A 15,222-nucleotide genomic window follows, 5' to 3' on the forward strand; every position below is an offset into this window, starting at 1 on the left:
TGCTCTCCCCTATCGCTGGCCTGCGGCTTGTCTGCCGGAAGCATACGGGGGCCGCCAGGTCGCGATGTCGTCGAAGCCGCGCAGGAAGAGCGCCGGCCCGGTGGCCGACAGGGCCGCCACGACCGCGTTCCGTACGGCGGTGACGGTCCGGCCGCCGGCCATGTTCAGGCGGGCGACGCGGACGGCCTGGCGGGCGATCGCGGTGGTGCGCGGGAGCCGGTCGGCGGTGTAGGCGGGCAGGTCGGTGGCGTGGTGGGCGAGGACGACGGCGTCCTCGACGGCCTGGTTGCCGCCCTGGCCGAGGGTGGGCGGCATGGCGTGGGCGGCGTCGCCGAGAAGCACGGTGCGGCCCGCGTGGTAGGCCGGCAGGGGGCGGGCGAGGTGGTGGACGTCGTGCCGGAGCACGTCCTCGGGGCGGGTGGCGGCGAGCACGGCGGGGACCGGGTGGTGCCAGTCGCCGTAGCGGCGCAGGAGTTCGGCCCGCTCGTCGTCGGGGGCGTGCGCGCCGGCCGGGACGGTGGCCGCCGCGTAGGCGTAGACGCGGCCGTCCTTGAGGGGGTGGGTGCCCCAGATGTGGCCGCGGCCCCAGGTCTCGTGCGAGGCGAACTCGGCGCCGGGCAGCGGGATCAGCATCCGCCAGGTGGTGAAGCCGGCGTAGACCGCGCCGGGGTGGCCGGGGAACAGGGCGCGGCGCACCCGTGAGTGGACGCCGTCCGCGCCGACCACCAGTTCGGCCTCCAGTTGGTCCGCGCCGACGGCCACCCGGGCGGGGCGGGTGCGGTCGCCGGGGTCGGCGAGGGTGGCGGTGGCCGCGGTGCGCAGGGCGCCGGGCGGGAGCAGGGCGGCGAGGCGGCCGACGAGGGTGGTCCGGGACAGCAGGACCAGGGGGCCGCCGAAGCGGGCGGCGGCGGCCTCGGCGTTGGAGCGGGACAGCCAGCGTCCGCCGGGGGTGCGCAGGCCCCCGTCGCCCTGCCAGGCGGCCAGGTCGCGGATCTCGTCGCCGATGCCGAGGACGTCCAGGGCGCGCAGGGCGTTGGGGGCGAGGGAGATGGCCGCGCCGACGGGTTCGAGGGACGGGGCGCGTTCCAGGACGGTGACGGCCCAGCCCCGCTGGTGCAGGGCGGCAGCGGCCGTCAGGCCGCCGATTCCCCCGCCGATGACGACCGCGCGCGCCGGCTGTGTGGTCATGACCCCTCCTCGCCAACTACACCTGTAGTACACGCGAGCGTACTACGGATGTAGTGAGCGGGGTAGGGTCGCCGCATGTCCGTGGACAGCTCCAGTACGCCCGGCACCTCGCGTGCCGTCCTCGTCGCCGACGCCGCCCTCGCCCTGCTCGCCGAGCGCGGCATGCGCGGGCTCACCCACCGGGCGGTGGACGAGGCGGCCGGGCTGCCGCCGGGCTCCACCTCGAACGTGGCCCGCACCCGGCAGGCGCTGCTGGAACTGGCGGTACGACGGCACGCCGAGCGGGAGGCCCGCGTGCTGGCCCTCGAGGAGCTGCCGGCCCCCGGCGACGGGCCGGACGCGCTGGCCGAGGGGCTGGCGCTCGCGGTCCACCGCTCCCTCAGCCGCCACCGGGATCTGCTGATCGCCCGGTACGAACTGGCCCTGGAGGCCACCCGCCGCCCGGAGCTGCGCGCCTTCTACGACCGGACGGGCGCCGTCTTCCAGGAACAGCTGACCGCGCTGCTCACCGCCGCGGGCTCACCCGACCCGGCCCGGCATGTGCTGTCCCTGGTGGCCTGGGCGGACGGGTTGATGTTCTCCTGTGCGGCCGGTTCCTTCGGCAACCGCACTCCGGGCCTGGAGGAGATCCGCGCGGGGCTGCGGGAGCTGCTCGCGGGTCTGCTGGGGGGCGCGGACCGGGCGGGACGCTCCTGATCAGCGCCCGACGGCGGCGGGCCGGCCCTCGTCGCCCTCGCCGTCCTCCCCCAGCCGCAGCGCCAGCCGGCTGATCGCGGACCGGACCCCCGCGCCGTAGCCGTCGTCGGCGAGGGCGCCGGCGGCGCCGCGGGCGCGGCGCAGATGACTGCGGGCGGCCTCGGCGCGGCCCAGTTTGGCGTAGTCGGCGGCCAGGTTCAGGTGCAGGGACGGCAGGAAGCCCCGCACGCCGGCCGGGTCGCCGCCCGCGCGGCCGTCGGTCAGCTCCTCGGCCGCCGACAACGCCCGCAGGTCCCAGGCCAGTTCGTCCACCGGGTCGTCGTGGGTGTCGGCCAGATAGTGGGCGAGGGTGCAGCGGTGCAGCGGGTCGCCGTCCTCGCCGATCTCCGCCCACAGGTCCAGGAAGCGGCTGCGGGCCTCCTCGCGGTCGCCGCCGTGGTGCAACATCACGACCTGCCCGATCCGCGTCAGCACGGCGTCCGGCGCCGTCTGCTCCTGTCGCTCCACCACGGTGCCCTCCGGGTCGTCGCCGGTTGTTGCCGCTCCCGACGCTAACCGGCGCGGACCGGTTTCCCGGACAGGCGGCGCCGACGGGCCGGTGGCCGGGTGGGGGGCCGGGCACGGGTGAGGGGTGGCCGAACGCGGGCGCAGGGTGGCCGAGCGCGGATACGGCGGGGCCGAACGCGGGCACGGGGTCGCCGAGCGCGGATACGGCGGGGCCGAACGCGAGTGCGGGGTCGCCGAGCGCGGGCGTGGGGTCGCCGGCCGTACGCGCGGTCGCCGGCCCCGGGTTTCCCCGTACCCCGGGGCAGTCGCGACGGCCGCGCCCGCGGAAGTCACGGGGCCGCAGCGGGGGAAGTCGCGGGGGCCGCGCCCCGGAAGCGGCCCCGCCCCGCGCTTCCGTCAGCCCAGGTTCGGGATGCGCCAGTCGATCGGCTCGTGTCCCTGCGCGGCGATCGCCTCGTTGATCTGCGTGAACGGGCGGGAGCCGAAGAACTTCTTGGCGGACAGCGGCGAGGGGTGCGCGCCCTTGACCACCACGTGCCGGGTCTCGTCGATCAGCGGGAGCTTCTTCTGCGCGTAGTTGCCCCACAGGACGAAGACCGCCGGGTCGGGGCGGGAGGCCACCGCGCGGATCACGGCGTCGGTGAACTTCTCCCAGCCCTTGCCCTTGTGCGAGTTGGCCTCGCCGGCCCGGACCGTGAGGACCGCGTTGAGCAGCAGCACGCCCTGTTCGGCCCACGGCATCAGATAGCCGTTGTCCGGGACGGGCAGGCCCAGTTCCTCGTGCATTTCCTTGTAGATGTTCCGCAGCGACGGCGGGGTCTTCACCCCGGGGCGGACCGAGAAGCACAGGCCGTGGCCCTGGCCCTCGCCGTGGTACGGGTCCTGGCCGAGGACGAGGACCTTCACCCGGTCGTACGGCGTCGCCTCCAGCGCGGCGAAGACCTCCTCGCGCGGCGGGTAGACGGGGCCCTTCGCCCGCTCCTCCTCGACGAACTCGGTCAGCTCCTTGAAGTAGGGCTGCTGCAGTTCATCGGCCAGAACCCCGCGCCAGGACTCGGGCAGCATGGCGATGTCGGTCACGTCAACGTCCTCACGATGTCGGTCAGGTACCGCGTGCGGTCACTTCCAGGCTTCAGAACCTACAGGCGACCACTGACAACGGGTGCCGCGAGGGGTCTCACCAGCTGGTCTTGCGGTGCAGCGCCCACATCATCATGATCGTCGAGGGGTCCAGGGCCTGTTCGCCGCCGGAGACGTCGACGCTGGCCGCCACGTACTGCCGCCCCTGCCACAGCGGGAGCAGCCGGGCGTCGTCCACCATGATCCGCTGGGCGGCCTCCATGTCCTCGACCGTTTCGGCGCGGTCGCTCTCGGCGCGCGCGTGGGGCAGCAGCCGGCCGGTGATCTCCTTGGCCGGGTAGGGCGTGCCGAGCGCGTTGTGCTCGCCGACGAACGGCGCGATGAAGTTGTCCGCGTCGGGGAAGTCCGGGAACCAGCCGCGTCCGAACACCGGGTACTCGTGCTTCTGCAAGCCGGCCACATAGCTCTTCCAGGGGCGGCTTTTGAGGGTGACGGCGAACAGGCCGGAGCCGTCCAGCTGCCGCTTGAGCTCCTGGAACATCAGGCCGGTCTCGGAGCCGTAGCGGTCGGTGGCGTACCAGAGGGTGAGCGGGACGCGCCGGGTGATGCCGGCGTCGGCGAGGATCTTGCGGGCCTTGGCGACGCTCGGTTCGCCGTAGTCGTCGAAGAAGCCGGTGGCGTGGCCGGTCAGCCCCTTGGGGACCATCGAGTACAGCGGGTCGACGGTGTCCTTGTAGACCTTGTGCGCGATCGCGCCCCGGTCCACGAGCTGGGCGACGGCCCTGCGCACGGCGAGCCGTCCGGCCCAGGGGTCCGCGGGGTTGAACACCAGGTAGCTGATGTCGGTGCCGGCGCCGTCGACCAGTTGCAGCTCCTCGTCGTCGTGTTCCTGGAGGGCCACGATGTCGTCGGCGGCCAGTCCGCGGTAGGTGACGTCCACGCGCTTGTCGCGCAGCGCCTCGACCATGCCGGCGGAGTCCTCGAAGTAGCGGATGGTCACCGCGTCGTTCTGCCGCTTGGCGAAGCCCTGGTAGTTGTCGTTGCGGACCAGGACGGCCCGCTCCCCCTCCTCGTAGGACTGGAGCTCGTACGGCCCGGAGCCGTGCACGTCGGTGTCCTCGCGCAGGGAGTTCGCCGGGTAGTCGTCCGGGTCGACCAGGGACATGGCGGGGGTGGCCAGCACGAAGGGGAAGGTGGCGTCGGGCTTGTTGAGGTGGAAGACGATGTCGCGGTCACCGGAGGTCTCCACCCGGTCCAGGCTGCCGAGCAGCCCGGCGGGGCCGCCCTGGGCGTTGATGGCGCGGATGCGGTCGATGGAGTGCCGGACGGCCTCGGCGGTCAGCGGGTCGCCGTCGGCGAACTTCAGGCCGGCGCGCAACTGACAGCGGTACGTGCGGCTCGTGGAGTCGGTGAAGGAGCAGGTCCGGGCGGCGTCGGGCTGGGGGGTGGTGGCGCCGTACGGGTAGGCGAGGAGCGTCTGGAAGATGTTGCGGTACAGCTCCCAGGAGCCGTCCCAGGCTCCGGCGGGGTCCAGCGTGCTCGGGGCGCTGGTGGTACCCACGACGATCGGCTCCTGGTCGCCGGGGTCGCCGTCGGACAACAGGCCGCAGCCGGCGGCCAGGGACAGGGACGCGATCGCCGCGACTCTCCGCAGGAACCGGTACCGGTAGAACACGCGCACGCTCCTCGATCCGCCACACCAAGGGTCGGCAGACCATACCGCAGCGTTCGCGCCCTGAACCTCCCCTGGAACAGGGCCAGTTGATCGATCCCGCGCTGACGACGTTGTCAGTCCGCCAGGCGGACACCGGGCGGTCTTCCGGGCGCCCTTCCGTCCGGAAACCGGGCGCCCGGAAGAGTCGGTCAGGAGACTCCCGCGTTGAGGAAGATGCCGCCGTCCACGACGAGCGTCTGACCGGTGATCCAGTCGGACTGCGCGGAGGTGAGGAACGCGGCGGCGCCGCCGATGTCGGAGGGCACCCCCAGCCGGCCCAGCGGGTAGGCGGCCGCGGCCTCCTCCTCCCGGCCCTCGTACAGGGCCTGCGCGAACTTGGTCTTGACCACGGCCGGGGCGATCGCGTTGACCCGTACCCGAGGGGCGAACTCGTGCGCGAGCTGCTGGGTCAGGTTGATCATCGCGGCCTTGCTCACGCCGTACGCGCCGATGAACGGCGAGGCCGACAGGCCGGCGACCGAGGCGATGTTGACGATCGCGCCGCCGTTGTCCTTCTGCCAGGCGTGCCAGGTCTTCTGGGCGAAGCCGAGGGCGGAGACCACGTTGGTCTCGAAGACCTTGCGGGCGACGTCGAGGTCGAGGTCCGCGATCGGGCCGAACACCGGGTTGGTGCCCGCGTTGTTGACGAGGAAGTCGACCCGGCCGAAGGCGGCCATGGTGCGCTCGACGACCTCGGTCTGGTGGGCGAGGTCGTGCGCCTTGCCGGCGACGCCGATGACCCGTTCGGCGCCGAGCCGTTCGACGGCCTCCTTCAGGGCGTCCTCGCCGCGGCCGGTGACGCAGACGCGGTCGCCGCGGGCGACGAGCGCCTCGGCGACGCCGTAGCCGATGCCGCGGCTGGCGCCGGTGACGATCGCGACCCTGCCGGAGAGCTCCGGGAGTTCAGTCATGTCCGTGCTACCCCTGGATTCCCTAGTCGAGCGGTCCGCCGGCGACGTACAGCACCTGGCCGGAGACGAAGCCGGCCGCCTCGCCGGTGAAGAAGGCGATGGCGTTGGCGATGTCCTCGGGCTCGCCGACGCGCTGCACCGGGATCTGGGTGGCGGCGGCCTTCTTGAAGTCCTCGAAGTCCATCTTGACGCGCTCGGCGGTGGCCTTGGTCATCTCGGTGGCGATGAAGCCCGGGGCGACGGCGTTGGCGGTGATGCCGAACTTGCCCAGCTCGATGGCGAGGGTCTTGGTGAAGCCCTGGAGACCGGCCTTGGCGGCCGAGTAGTTGACCTGGCCGCGGTTGCCGAGCGCCGAGGAGGAGGAGAGGTTGACGATCCGGCCCCAGCCGGCCTCGACCATGTGCTGCTGCACGGCCTTGGTCATCAGGAACGAGCCGCGCAGGTGCACGTTCATGACCGTGTCCCAGTCGGACACGCTCATCTTGAACAGCAGGTTGTCGCGCAGCACGCCCGCGTTGTTGACCAGGATGGTGGGAGCGCCCAGCTCCTCGGTGACTCGGGCGACGGCCGCCTGGACCTGCGCCTCGTCGGAGACGTCGGCGCCGACCGCGACGGCCTTGCCGCCGGCCGCGGTGATCTTCTCGACGGTGTCCTTGCAGGCGGCCTCGTCGAGGTCGATCACGGCGACCGCGCGGCCCTCGGCGGCCAGCCGTACGGCGGTGGCGGCGCCGATGCCGCGCGCCGCGCCGGTGACTACCGCGACCCGCTGTTCGTTGGTGGACATGCTGTTTCTCCTCGCCCTTGAGAGAACCTGTCGGACCCTCGGAGAGGGCCCTCCGGTGCGGTGAGCGACCGCTTAGTACCTTCTCCACCCGTGACGCTAGAAGCCCTGGCACGCGGTGTCAACGGCAACCTCGGCCGGTGTGATCGATTACCTCACCAGGAGGTTCAGCAGGCGCTCCGTCTCGGCGGCCGGGTCGGCGGTCAGTCCGGTGTGCACGGGGCCGGGCTGGACGACGGCGGAGCGGGGCGCGACCAGCCAGCGGTAGCGGCGGCCCGCGTCGTCGCCGGCCGCCTGTCCGGCCTGTTCACCGCCCGCGCAGGTGCGCTCGATCGCGGCGAGCGCGGCGCGCACCCCGGCCACGTCGGCGGCCGGGTCCAGGGCGAGCAGCCGGGCCTCGTCCAGGTGGGTGCGGGCGCCGAGGTAGCCCCGCGCGCGGCAGTAGACGACCACGCCCGCGTTGACGCACTCCCCGCGCTCCACCCGGGGCACGACCCGCAGCAGCGCGTACTCGAACACGTCCCGGTCGCCGCCCTGGCCCGCCCGGGTGATGTGCCGTTCGGTGACATGGCCGGCCATGTGGATGTGCCGCTCGCTCACTTGCCCTCCTCGGTTCCGGTGCCGAGGCCGGTGATCCGCTCGGCGATGACGGCCGCGCGCGCGAGCAGCGGTCGCGCGTAGGCCCGGCGCAGTTCGTCCGGGGTGTCGAAGCCCGGCTCACCGTCGAGCCAGACGTCCGGGATCTCGGCGGTGACCTCGGCGAGCAGATCCTCGGTGACCTGGGGGGCGAGGTCGGCCGCGGCGGCGCGCACGTCCGGGGCGAAGCGGGCGAGGGCGTGGTCCGAGGCGTCGTAGGGGCGGGCCGCCGAAGCCTCGGCGCCGGGCCAGTTGTGGTGCCAGATCATCGTGGCGCCGTGATCGATGAGCCACAACTCCCCACGGCTCACCAGGAGGTTGGGGTTGCGCCAGGACCGGTCGACGTTGTTGATCAGCGCGTCGAACCACACGATCCGGCCGGCCTCCTCCGGGTTCACCGGGAAGGCGAGCGGGTCGTAGCCGAGGGCGCCGGACAGGAAGTCCATGCCGAGGTTGGTGCCGCCGCTGCCGCGCAGCAGGTCCTGCACCTGCTGTTCGGGCTCGCCGAGCCCGAGGACGGGGTCCAGTTCGAGGGTGACCAGCCCGGGTACGCGGAACCCGAGCCGCCGGGCGAGTTCACCGCACACCACCTCGGCGACCAGGGTCTTGCGGCCCTGTCCCGCGCCGGTGAACTTCATGACGTAGGTGCGGAGATCGTCGCCCTCCACCAGCCCCGGCAGCGATCCGCCCTCACGCAGAGGTGTGATGTAGCGGGTCGCGATGACTTCTCTCAGCAATTTCGAAGGCTCCCCAGTCACTGGCCTTGCTTTCCACGGCCGCCATTGAGGCGCTGCGTCCCGGCTAATGTCCACGATGAGCCCTGGGGAGAATCCGGGGAGTTTCGACTGGCACGCTCGCGTCCCTTCCTCCCCAGCAGTCCATGGATCGCCGTAGGCCCTTGGCACCAGCCTCAAGGCACGAAGTGAGCATAGTAACCGAGCGTGACAGCCAGGGAGGGACGCCCGTGCCATCGCGCCGGCGCCACTACGGGTCCTCCGACGTCGGTGCCACCACCCACTGCTTCGCCCCCTGGGGGCGACGAGTCCTAACAGCTCACCCGCCCCGAGCACCCAGTACGGGTAGGTCCTCCTCCCCCAGGACTCCGACGCCCCGACCCGTACAGCGCAGCAACCGAGGCCGACGCGAGCCCTCAGCACGCTGGGCATGAGAGAGCATCGGCCTCACCCGACGTCACCCAGCTCCTGCCTCTGCTGGACGCCGTCCCGCCGATCCGGGGCCTGCGGGGACGCCCCCGCCGCAAACCCGGCATCCGTACGCCGACCGGGGATACGACTTCGACAAGTACCGCCGCCTGCTGTGGAAGCGCGGCGTCTCCCACGGCTCCGGACTGGGCAAGGTGCGCTGGGTGGTCGAGCGCGCTTTCGCCTGGCTCCAGGTGCGTCAGTCCGAGGCGCCGCTGCGCCGGGCGCGGGCGGCGCGGGCACGGTCGCCGCAGCGTGTGGAGCACCAGTGGCGTCGGCCGTGGGTGCGCAGGAGGAACCGGTCGCAGGGGGCCGATCCGCAGGCGGCGAGGATGTCGGCGTCGGGGCCGGTGAGCAGGTCGGCGGCGTCGGCGGCGAGAGTCGCCAGTGCGTGGTTGACGGCCTGGTCGGTGGGGTGCGCCTGGACGCGGCGCAGCCCCCGGGCCCCGTCCCAGGCGAGGAGGGGGGCGGTGGGCACGGCCGTGAGGGCCTCGTTCACCGCGCGCAGGGATTCCTCGGGCGGGGTGGTGGTGTCGACGCGGGCGGCGAACAGGGCGCGGATGTGGGCGCGCAGCGTGCGCATCCGCTGTGCGCACACCTCGTACAGCTGCACGTCCGGGGTGGTCAGGTCGTGGGCGGCGAGCCAGCGCATGGCGGATTCCGGGGCGGCGAGCAGGTCGTAGCTCTGGCCGGCGGGCAGGGTGGCGGCGGTGTCGGCGAAGTCCAGGGAGCGGTACCGGTCGGCACCCGGTGCCGGGGGCAGGGCGGTCGGTGCCACGTCGGTGGCCAGGGTGTCGTCCATGCCTCTCATGGTAGTGCTTGCGTTTTTCCGTGACGCCTGCCTAGCCTGGAATCACGTTAATCGCAGGTTTTTTTCGTGACAAACGGAGACGTGATGTCCCAGCTCAACGCCAACCAGTTCCCGGTCCGCACGTTCGGCGGTCCGACCGCCCTGTTCGAGTACGGCGGCCTGCGCTTCCTGACCGACCCGACCTTCGACGGCCCCGGCGACTACGCCTCGCCCGGACCGACCCTGACCAAGACCGCCCCCTCCACCACTTCCCCTGCCGAGCTCGGCCCCATCGACGTGGTCCTGCTCTCCCACGACGAGCACGCCGACAACCTCGACACCTCCGGCCGCGCCCTGCTCGCCGACGTCCCCCTCACCCTCACCACCCCCGGCGGCGGCGAGCGCCTCGGGGCGAAGGCCAAGGGCCTGGCCGACTGGGAGTCGATCGAGCTGGAGCGACCGGGTGGCGGCACCATCACGGTGACCGGGGTCCCGGCCATCCACGGCCCCGGCGCGCGTGAGGAGGTCGAGCCCATCGCCGGCCAGGTCGTCGGCTTCGTCCTGACGGGCGAGGGCCTGCCGACGGTCTACGTCAGCGGCGACAACGCCTCGCTCGACGCGGTCAGGGAGATCGCCGACCGCTTCGCCCCGATCGACACCGCCCTCCTGTTCGCCGGCGCCCCCCGCTTCCCCATGCTCTTCGACGGCAACCTGATCGTCCTGGACAGCGCCCAGGCCGCCGAGGCCACCCGGATTCTCGACGCCCGCCGCGTCGTCCCGGTCCACCACGACAGCTGGGCCCACTTCACCGAGGGCCGCGACGAGTTGGAGGCAGCCTTCGCCGCCGCGGGCCTGACCGACCGCCTGGACCAGGACTGGGTGCAGCGCGCCTGAGCCCGGACCGCCACTCAGGAACCGAGACCTCGCATCAGGGTCGGGGCTCCCCACACGCCGAGCCCCGACCCTGGGAGCAACCCCTCGCGGCGTCCCCTGCGCCGTGCCATGTCCTTCCAGCACTCCGCGTCTCGATGCGATGTAGCGAGTCGCGGTGACCTGTTCCAGCATTTGCCCCGGCCGTCCATTTTTTGGGCAGCCCGAGTGACGGCATTGCAGGAGGCGTGTCCGAGCGCCTGCGCCGAGGAGCCCGTACGGGAGCCCGTGGTCTACGGCGGCGCCACGCGGCTCATGGGCGAGCCGGCCTCGGCACCCGGGTAGGCGCCGCTGTGACCGGCGGCACCCTCAGCGACGCGGGCCGCGTCTCCCGTCCGGCCTTCGCCGGCGCACGGCGTACCGGCGCCGTGCCGCGTCGGCGCGACGGTGCCGGCCTTGGGTGCGCCGCCCCCGGTCACCCGTGCCCCGCGGTCGTTCCGGTGCCGCTCATGCCGGCCGGCCCGCTGCCAGCAGGCGCTCGGTGGCGGCGAGTTCGACGCAGAGGGCCAGCCCCTCCAGCGCGTCACGGAGCTCGTCCAGGCCCGGGTAGCTGGGCGCGATGCGGATGTTGCGGTCCTGCGGGTCCTTGCCGTACGGGAAGGTGGCGCCCGCGGGGGTCAGCGCGATGCCTGCCTCCTCGGCCAGCCCCACGACCCGGGCCGCGCAGCCGCCCAGGACGTCCAGGCTCACGAAGTAGCCGCCTCGCGGGCGGGTCCAGGACGCCACCCCGCTGCCGCCGAGGCGCTTGTCCAGGATGGTGTGGACCAGTTCGAACCTGGGCCGCAGCAGCTCGGCGTGGCGCTCCATGTGAGCGCGTACGGCCTCCGCGTCGGGCAGGAAGCGGGCGTGCCGCAGCTGGTTGACCTTGTCGGGGCCGATGGTGCGCCGGGAGAGGTGGCCCAGCAGCCAGGAGACGTTGGCGTGCGAGGAGCCGAAGAAGGCCACTCCGCTGCCCGCCATCGTGATCTTCGAGGTGGAGCCGAAGACGAACACCCGGTCCGGGTGGCCGTGCTCGGCACTCAGGCTCAGGATGTCGGCCGGCTGCGGCGCGCCCTCGCCGAGGTGGTGCACCGCGTAGGCGTTGTCCCAGAAGACGCGGAAGTCGCCGGCCGCGGTCTCCATGGCGGCCAGCCGGCGCACCGTCTCGGGCGTGTACACGACACCGGTGGGGTTGCTGTACCTCGGGACGCACCAGATCCCCTTGACCCGCTCCTCGGTGACCCACCGCTCGACCTCGTCCATGTCCGGTCCGTCCGCGGTCATCGCCACCGGGATCATGTCGATGCCGAGCTTCTCGCACACCGCGAAGTGCCGGTCGTAGCCGGGTACCGGGCACAGCATGGCCGTACGCCCCTGCCTGGGCCAAGGCGCGGACCCGCCCGGCAGCCCGAAGAGCACGGCGTCCACCATTGCCTCGTACATCAGTTCAAGGCTGGAGTTGCCGAAGGCGACCAGCTGCTCCACCGGCACCTGCAACGCCTCGGAGAACGCGGCGCGCAGCTCCGGCAATCCTTGGAGGCCACCGTAGTTGCGGGTGTCGGTGCCGTCCTGCGCGGTGTGCCCTCCCTCGCCCGGCAGGCCCAGCAGGGGGCGGGAGAGCTCCAGTTGTCCGGCGGAGGGCTTGCCGCGGGTGAGATCCAGGTTCAGTCCCCGGTCCTGGAGCCCGGCGTACTCCTCGCGGAGCGCGGTGAGCCGCTCGGACAGCTCGGTGTGCGTGAGTGTCGTCAGATCCATTCCTGTCATCCCCGTTCAGGGTCGAGTACGGCGCCGAGGTCCCGCTGCCAGTCCGCTTCCGGTGCCACCAGGCACAGCGGCTGTGCGGTGCCGGCCAGCCAGCCGAAGACCGGCTGGGTGCCTCCCCCGGCCGCCAGGTGCACGGGCCGTGCGGCGGGTAGCCGCGCATGGAGTTCGGCCACCGTGCCGAACTCGGGACCGCCGCTGCCCGGCAGGAGCACGGCCAGGTGCTGGGGCAGCAGCTCCGGCGCCCGCATGCCGAGGACGGCCAGGGCCGGCAGGGCGGGGCGGTCGCGTTTCTCGTGGACGGTCAGCCGGATCGGGCGGGTGGCCGTTCCGGCCGGGGGCGGAGCCTCCGCCCCGGCCGGCGGGCCGGCTGCCGCTGCCTCTTCGCCCGCCTTGTGGATGGCGATGTAGCGGCGGGTGGCTTCCCAGGAGACGTGCGCGAAGAAGGCGATGCCCTCCTCCAGCAGTTCCTCCCCGTCCTCGACGGCGGCGAACTGCTCGGCCCACAGCGGTTGCGCGCCGGGGTCGACCAGGCAAGCGGCGGCGGCGCGGATCAGCAGCGGGCCGCGCTCCGCGGGGGCGCCCGCCAGCCAGTCGGCGAGCGGTGCCGGCATCGGCACGCCGTGCGGCGCCGCGCCGTCGGCGGCGAGCGCGAGCACGTTCTCCCAGTCGACGTTGAACGCCACCGTGTGCAGGCGTGCCCGGATCTCCGCGGCACGGATCTCCGCCGGCTTCCGGCGGTGCGTCTCCCGCCGTCCCGTACGATCGCCGTCCCGTTCCGCCCGCACGGTCGCGAAGTCGCGGAAGGTGACGGCCCCGGCGGCCCCGAGTGCTGCCGCGACCTCCTGGCGCTGGGTGTCGTAGGCCATCAGCTGCTCGGAGCGGGTCAGCAGCGCGTCCTGGAAGCGGGTGCCGCCGGAGAGCACGGTCAGCCGCGCCTCGCCGTCCAGCAGCCGGGACGCGGCCCGGGTGAGGGCGGTGAGCCGCCCGATGGCCAGGGCCTCGGCGAGATCCGCCCAGGGGCCCGGTGTCTTCAGCCCGGCCAGGCCGCGCTTGACATGTCCCCAGGCGATCTCGAAGTGCAGGGGGCCTTCCGTGCTCAGCACCCCGGCCAGGGTCCGCTGGAGCGCGCGTACGTCGAGCCGCCCGGCGTTCTTCACCAGGGTGTGGGTGCGGAACAGCTCGGCGACCAGCGCGGCACGCCGGCTGAGCGGGTCGTCCAGCGTGCTGTAGAGGGCGTCGCCGGAGAGGGCCTCCATCGTGGAGCGGGCCCGTCTGACGAGTGCCTTGGTCTGCTTCTCCACGCCCTCGCGCCAGCGGGGCAGAATGTGCTCGCGCAGGGTTTCCGCGTCCAGTACGGGCCCGGACCCGGGAGGGAAGGCGTAAGGGGTGCGCAGCGCCGCGTGCGGCCGGTGGCGCAGCAGCGCGGGAAGCCCGCTGTCGCTGACGATGCGCTCCGGGGACGGGGCGGTCATACCTCGGTCCTCTCCAGCATCCGGTGCAGGGTGCGGCGCAGCACCGGCTCGGCGTCGTCGACGTAGGCGATGGGCTGACCGGCGGCCTCGATGCGGGCCAGAGAGCGGTAGCGGGCGTCGTCGGTGTGCCGGGGTGTGCCCTTGATCAGCACGGGGACCTCGCCGCGGGCCTCCCGGTCGACGAGGTAGCCGAAGGTCGCCTTGGTCTGTCCGCCGCGGACGACGTAGCCACCGGTGGAGTGCTGGGCGGTCATATTGGCGTCCTTCGACGTGGCGGTGACCAGGTGGAGTTCGGCGGGCTTGCCGTGGATGGTGAGCTTGACCGCGTCGGGCGCGAGTTCTCTGATCAGGTTCAGATCGCGGTCGGTCAGCGAGATGGCCACATAGCGGCAGGCGGCCTGCCATGCCTCGTCGCGCAGCGTGCGGTGCAGCGCCGTCACGTCGTCGCCGGCTCCCGCTCCCAGGCCCATGTCGGGACGTCTGCCGTGCCGCGAGAGCTTTCTGGGCAGCGAGGCGACGTAGTAGGCGTAGGCGCGGCGGGCCTCGTCCGTCCAGCCGCGGTGCTCCTCCCGTACGGCGGCGAACGCCTCGTAGTTGGTCGAGGTGGCGATGGACCAGAAGGTGTGCAGAAGCTGGTCGGCGACCTCGTCGTGGCCGGTGCGGCCGCCGAGCGAGGTCTGCGGGTCGGTGGCGTCGAACAGCGCTCCGTAGTCGGTCAGCAGCCGCTTCTCCCAGGCGGCGTAGTGCTGTGCGCGGGCCTGCAAGAGCCGGCCGGGCAGCCCGTCGCGCAGCCACCGCTCGTAGTCCGTCACCCGCAGCACATCGCTCGCGTCCAGTTCGGCGATCCAGTCGCGCAGCGTGGTCTGGTACTCCTCGACCACCGGGTCCGGAGTACGGCAGGCCCGGTTGTACTTGCGCCCGTCCGCCAGGATCGTGAAGCGGCAGCCGGTGGGGCTGAGGGCGTCGATGACATGGGCCAGCGCCGCGCAGCGGGCCAGGGAGTGCAGTTCGGCGGTGTCCGGGGAGGTACCCCGGTTCTTGACCGGGGAGTACGGCTTGCGGGAGAAGACCGGGAAGACCAGCTGTACGGGCTCGCCGCGGGCGATCACGGCGCGGATCCGGTCGCGCAGTCCGGCGCGAGTGAGGTGGTCCTTCTTGGTACGGAACCATTTGCCGTCGAAGAGCGCCTCGGCGATCACCTCGGGCGCCCCGGGCCTGGTCGTCCCGTACTCGCCGTGCCGCTTGCGCGCCCTGGCCAGGGCCGCGTCGACCTTGGCCGCCGCCGAGCGGGAGACCGCCGCCCGCACCGTCGGCACCACGGAGTCCAGCCAGTAGTCGGCATCCATGGCCACGGCCTTGGTGGCGAACTCGCTCTGGGAGTAGAGGGCGAAGGGCTGTCGGCGCACACTCCTGATCAGCCGGTGGCCGTCGGATATCCGGCTCTTGCGCTGTTCCTCGTGGAGGTCTTGTTCGGACAGGGCACGCTGGGCGCCGATCAGGGCGGCCACGGACTCGTCGGCGACCGTGTCCCCGGCTGTGGTTCCAGGCATGGTGACTCCCCGTTGGCTGGAC

General features: G+C 72.8%; 14 protein-coding genes and 1 pseudogene. 3 read left to right on the forward strand and 12 right to left on the reverse strand.

All coding sequences use genetic code 11. The features are described 5' to 3' along the window. Positions 1-9: 9 nt before the first annotated feature. Positions 10-1,188, reverse strand: a complete 1,179-nt coding sequence (locus tag Srubr_RS04160) for an FAD-dependent monooxygenase (protein WP_189998580.1) — start codon at positions 1,186-1,188, stop codon at positions 10-12. Between the two features lie 75 nt (positions 1,189-1,263). Between Srubr_RS04160 and Srubr_RS04165 the strand changes: the two genes are divergently transcribed. Beyond that, positions 1,264-1,884 carry a TetR/AcrR family transcriptional regulator gene (locus Srubr_RS04165; protein ID WP_189998581.1) on the forward strand — a complete coding sequence of 207 codons (621 nt, stop codon included), beginning with the start codon at positions 1,264-1,266 and terminating at the stop codon, positions 1,882-1,884. Here Srubr_RS04165 and Srubr_RS04170 read toward each other — a convergent pair whose 3' ends face one another. The 7 genes from Srubr_RS04170 to Srubr_RS04200 form a co-directional block, all read right to left on the reverse strand. Then, positions 1,885-2,394 (reverse strand): hypothetical protein, encoded by a 510-nt coding sequence (locus Srubr_RS04170; RefSeq protein WP_189998583.1) that lies wholly within the window; start codon positions 2,392-2,394, stop codon positions 1,885-1,887. 393 nt (positions 2,395-2,787) lie between these two features. Next, a complete protein-coding gene (ung, locus tag Srubr_RS04175) occupies positions 2,788-3,471 on the reverse strand; it encodes a uracil-DNA glycosylase (protein ID WP_189998585.1) in 684 nt (227 codons plus the stop codon). A 97-nt stretch (positions 3,472-3,568) separates the two neighbouring features. Next, complete coding sequence (locus Srubr_RS04180; RefSeq protein ID WP_189998587.1) at positions 3,569-5,146, reverse strand: ABC transporter substrate-binding protein; 1,578 nt, start codon at positions 5,144-5,146, stop codon at positions 3,569-3,571. Between the two features lie 188 nt (positions 5,147-5,334). Further along, a complete protein-coding gene (locus Srubr_RS04185; protein WP_189998588.1) occupies positions 5,335-6,096 on the reverse strand; it encodes an SDR family oxidoreductase in 762 nt (253 codons plus the stop codon). A 22-nt stretch (positions 6,097-6,118) separates the two neighbouring features. Beyond that, the gene (gene fabG, locus Srubr_RS04190) at positions 6,119-6,880 is read right to left on the reverse strand and encodes a 3-oxoacyl-ACP reductase FabG (RefSeq protein WP_189998589.1); all 762 of its coding nucleotides are present in this window, start codon (positions 6,878-6,880) and stop codon (positions 6,119-6,121) included. A 147-nt stretch (positions 6,881-7,027) separates the two neighbouring features. Further along, positions 7,028-7,477: a DUF3037 domain-containing protein gene (locus Srubr_RS04195; RefSeq protein WP_189998591.1), complete on the reverse strand. Its 450-nt coding sequence runs from the start codon at positions 7,475-7,477 to the stop codon at positions 7,028-7,030. Next, positions 7,474-8,250, reverse strand: a complete 777-nt coding sequence (locus tag Srubr_RS04200; RefSeq protein ID WP_189998593.1) for a HipA family kinase — start codon at positions 8,248-8,250, stop codon at positions 7,474-7,476. The genes Srubr_RS04195 and Srubr_RS04200 overlap by 4 nt, the downstream gene beginning before the upstream one ends. A 450-nt stretch (positions 8,251-8,700) precedes the next feature. On the opposite strand from Srubr_RS04200, the pseudogene Srubr_RS04205 reads away from it, so the two are divergent. Beyond that, a pseudogene (locus Srubr_RS04205) lies at positions 8,701-8,906 on the forward strand (IS5/IS1182 family transposase); the annotation flags it as partial. A gap of 8 nt (positions 8,907-8,914) precedes the next feature. On the opposite strand, the gene Srubr_RS04210 reads toward Srubr_RS04205, so the two are convergent. After that, complete coding sequence (locus Srubr_RS04210; protein WP_189998595.1) at positions 8,915-9,517, reverse strand: ABATE domain-containing protein; 603 nt, start codon at positions 9,515-9,517, stop codon at positions 8,915-8,917. A gap of 93 nt (positions 9,518-9,610) precedes the next feature. Between Srubr_RS04210 and Srubr_RS04215 the strand changes: the two genes are divergently transcribed. Continuing rightward, positions 9,611-10,399 (forward strand): MBL fold metallo-hydrolase, encoded by a 789-nt coding sequence (locus tag Srubr_RS04215; protein ID WP_189998597.1) that lies wholly within the window; start codon positions 9,611-9,613, stop codon positions 10,397-10,399. Positions 10,400-10,882: 483 nt separating this feature from the next. On the opposite strand, the gene Srubr_RS04220 is transcribed toward Srubr_RS04215, so the two are convergent. The 3 genes from Srubr_RS04220 to Srubr_RS04230 are packed head-to-tail and all read right to left on the reverse strand — an operon-like array spanning position 10,883 to position 15,200. Continuing rightward, positions 10,883-12,169, reverse strand: a complete 1,287-nt coding sequence (locus Srubr_RS04220; protein ID WP_189998599.1) for an aminotransferase class I/II-fold pyridoxal phosphate-dependent enzyme — start codon at positions 12,167-12,169, stop codon at positions 10,883-10,885. Positions 12,170-12,174: 5 nt separating this feature from the next. Further along, positions 12,175-13,650 (reverse strand): L-tyrosine/L-tryptophan isonitrile synthase family protein, encoded by a 1,476-nt coding sequence (locus tag Srubr_RS04225; protein WP_189998601.1) that lies wholly within the window; start codon positions 13,648-13,650, stop codon positions 12,175-12,177. Then, positions 13,647-15,200 carry an L-tyrosine/L-tryptophan isonitrile synthase family protein gene (locus tag Srubr_RS04230; protein ID WP_189998603.1) on the reverse strand — a complete coding sequence of 518 codons (1,554 nt, stop codon included), beginning with the start codon at positions 15,198-15,200 and terminating at the stop codon, positions 13,647-13,649. Before Srubr_RS04230 ends, Srubr_RS04225 begins: the two co-directional genes overlap by 4 nt. Between the last annotated feature and the right edge of the window lie 22 nt (positions 15,201-15,222).

The organism is Streptomyces rubradiris (assembly GCF_016860525.1).
Taxonomy (GTDB): Bacteria; Actinomycetota; Actinomycetes; order Streptomycetales; family Streptomycetaceae; genus Streptomyces; species Streptomyces rubradiris.

Coding starts and splice junctions, on each gene's coding strand:
- Srubr_RS04160 (WP_189998580.1), bottom strand. CDS start 1,188: ATGACCACACAGCCGGCGCGCGCGGTCGTCATCGGCGGGGGAATCGGC.
- Srubr_RS04165 (WP_189998581.1), top strand. CDS start 1,264: ATGTCCGTGGACAGCTCCAGTACGCCCGGCACCTCGCGTGCCGTCCTC.
- Srubr_RS04185 (WP_189998588.1), bottom strand. CDS start 6,096: ATGACTGAACTCCCGGAGCTCTCCGGCAGGGTCGCGATCGTCACCGGC.
- fabG (WP_189998589.1), bottom strand. CDS start 6,880: ATGTCCACCAACGAACAGCGGGTCGCGGTAGTCACCGGCGCGGCGCGC.
- Srubr_RS04210 (WP_189998595.1), bottom strand. CDS start 9,517: ATGGACGACACCCTGGCCACCGACGTGGCACCGACCGCCCTGCCCCCG.
- Srubr_RS04215 (WP_189998597.1), top strand. CDS start 9,611: ATGTCCCAGCTCAACGCCAACCAGTTCCCGGTCCGCACGTTCGGCGGT.
- Srubr_RS04220 (WP_189998599.1), bottom strand. CDS start 12,169: ATGGATCTGACGACACTCACGCACACCGAGCTGTCCGAGCGGCTCACC.
- Srubr_RS04225 (WP_189998601.1), bottom strand. CDS start 13,650: ATGACCGCCCCGTCCCCGGAGCGCATCGTCAGCGACAGCGGGCTTCCC.
- Srubr_RS04230 (WP_189998603.1), bottom strand. CDS start 15,200: ATGCCTGGAACCACAGCCGGGGACACGGTCGCCGACGAGTCCGTGGCC.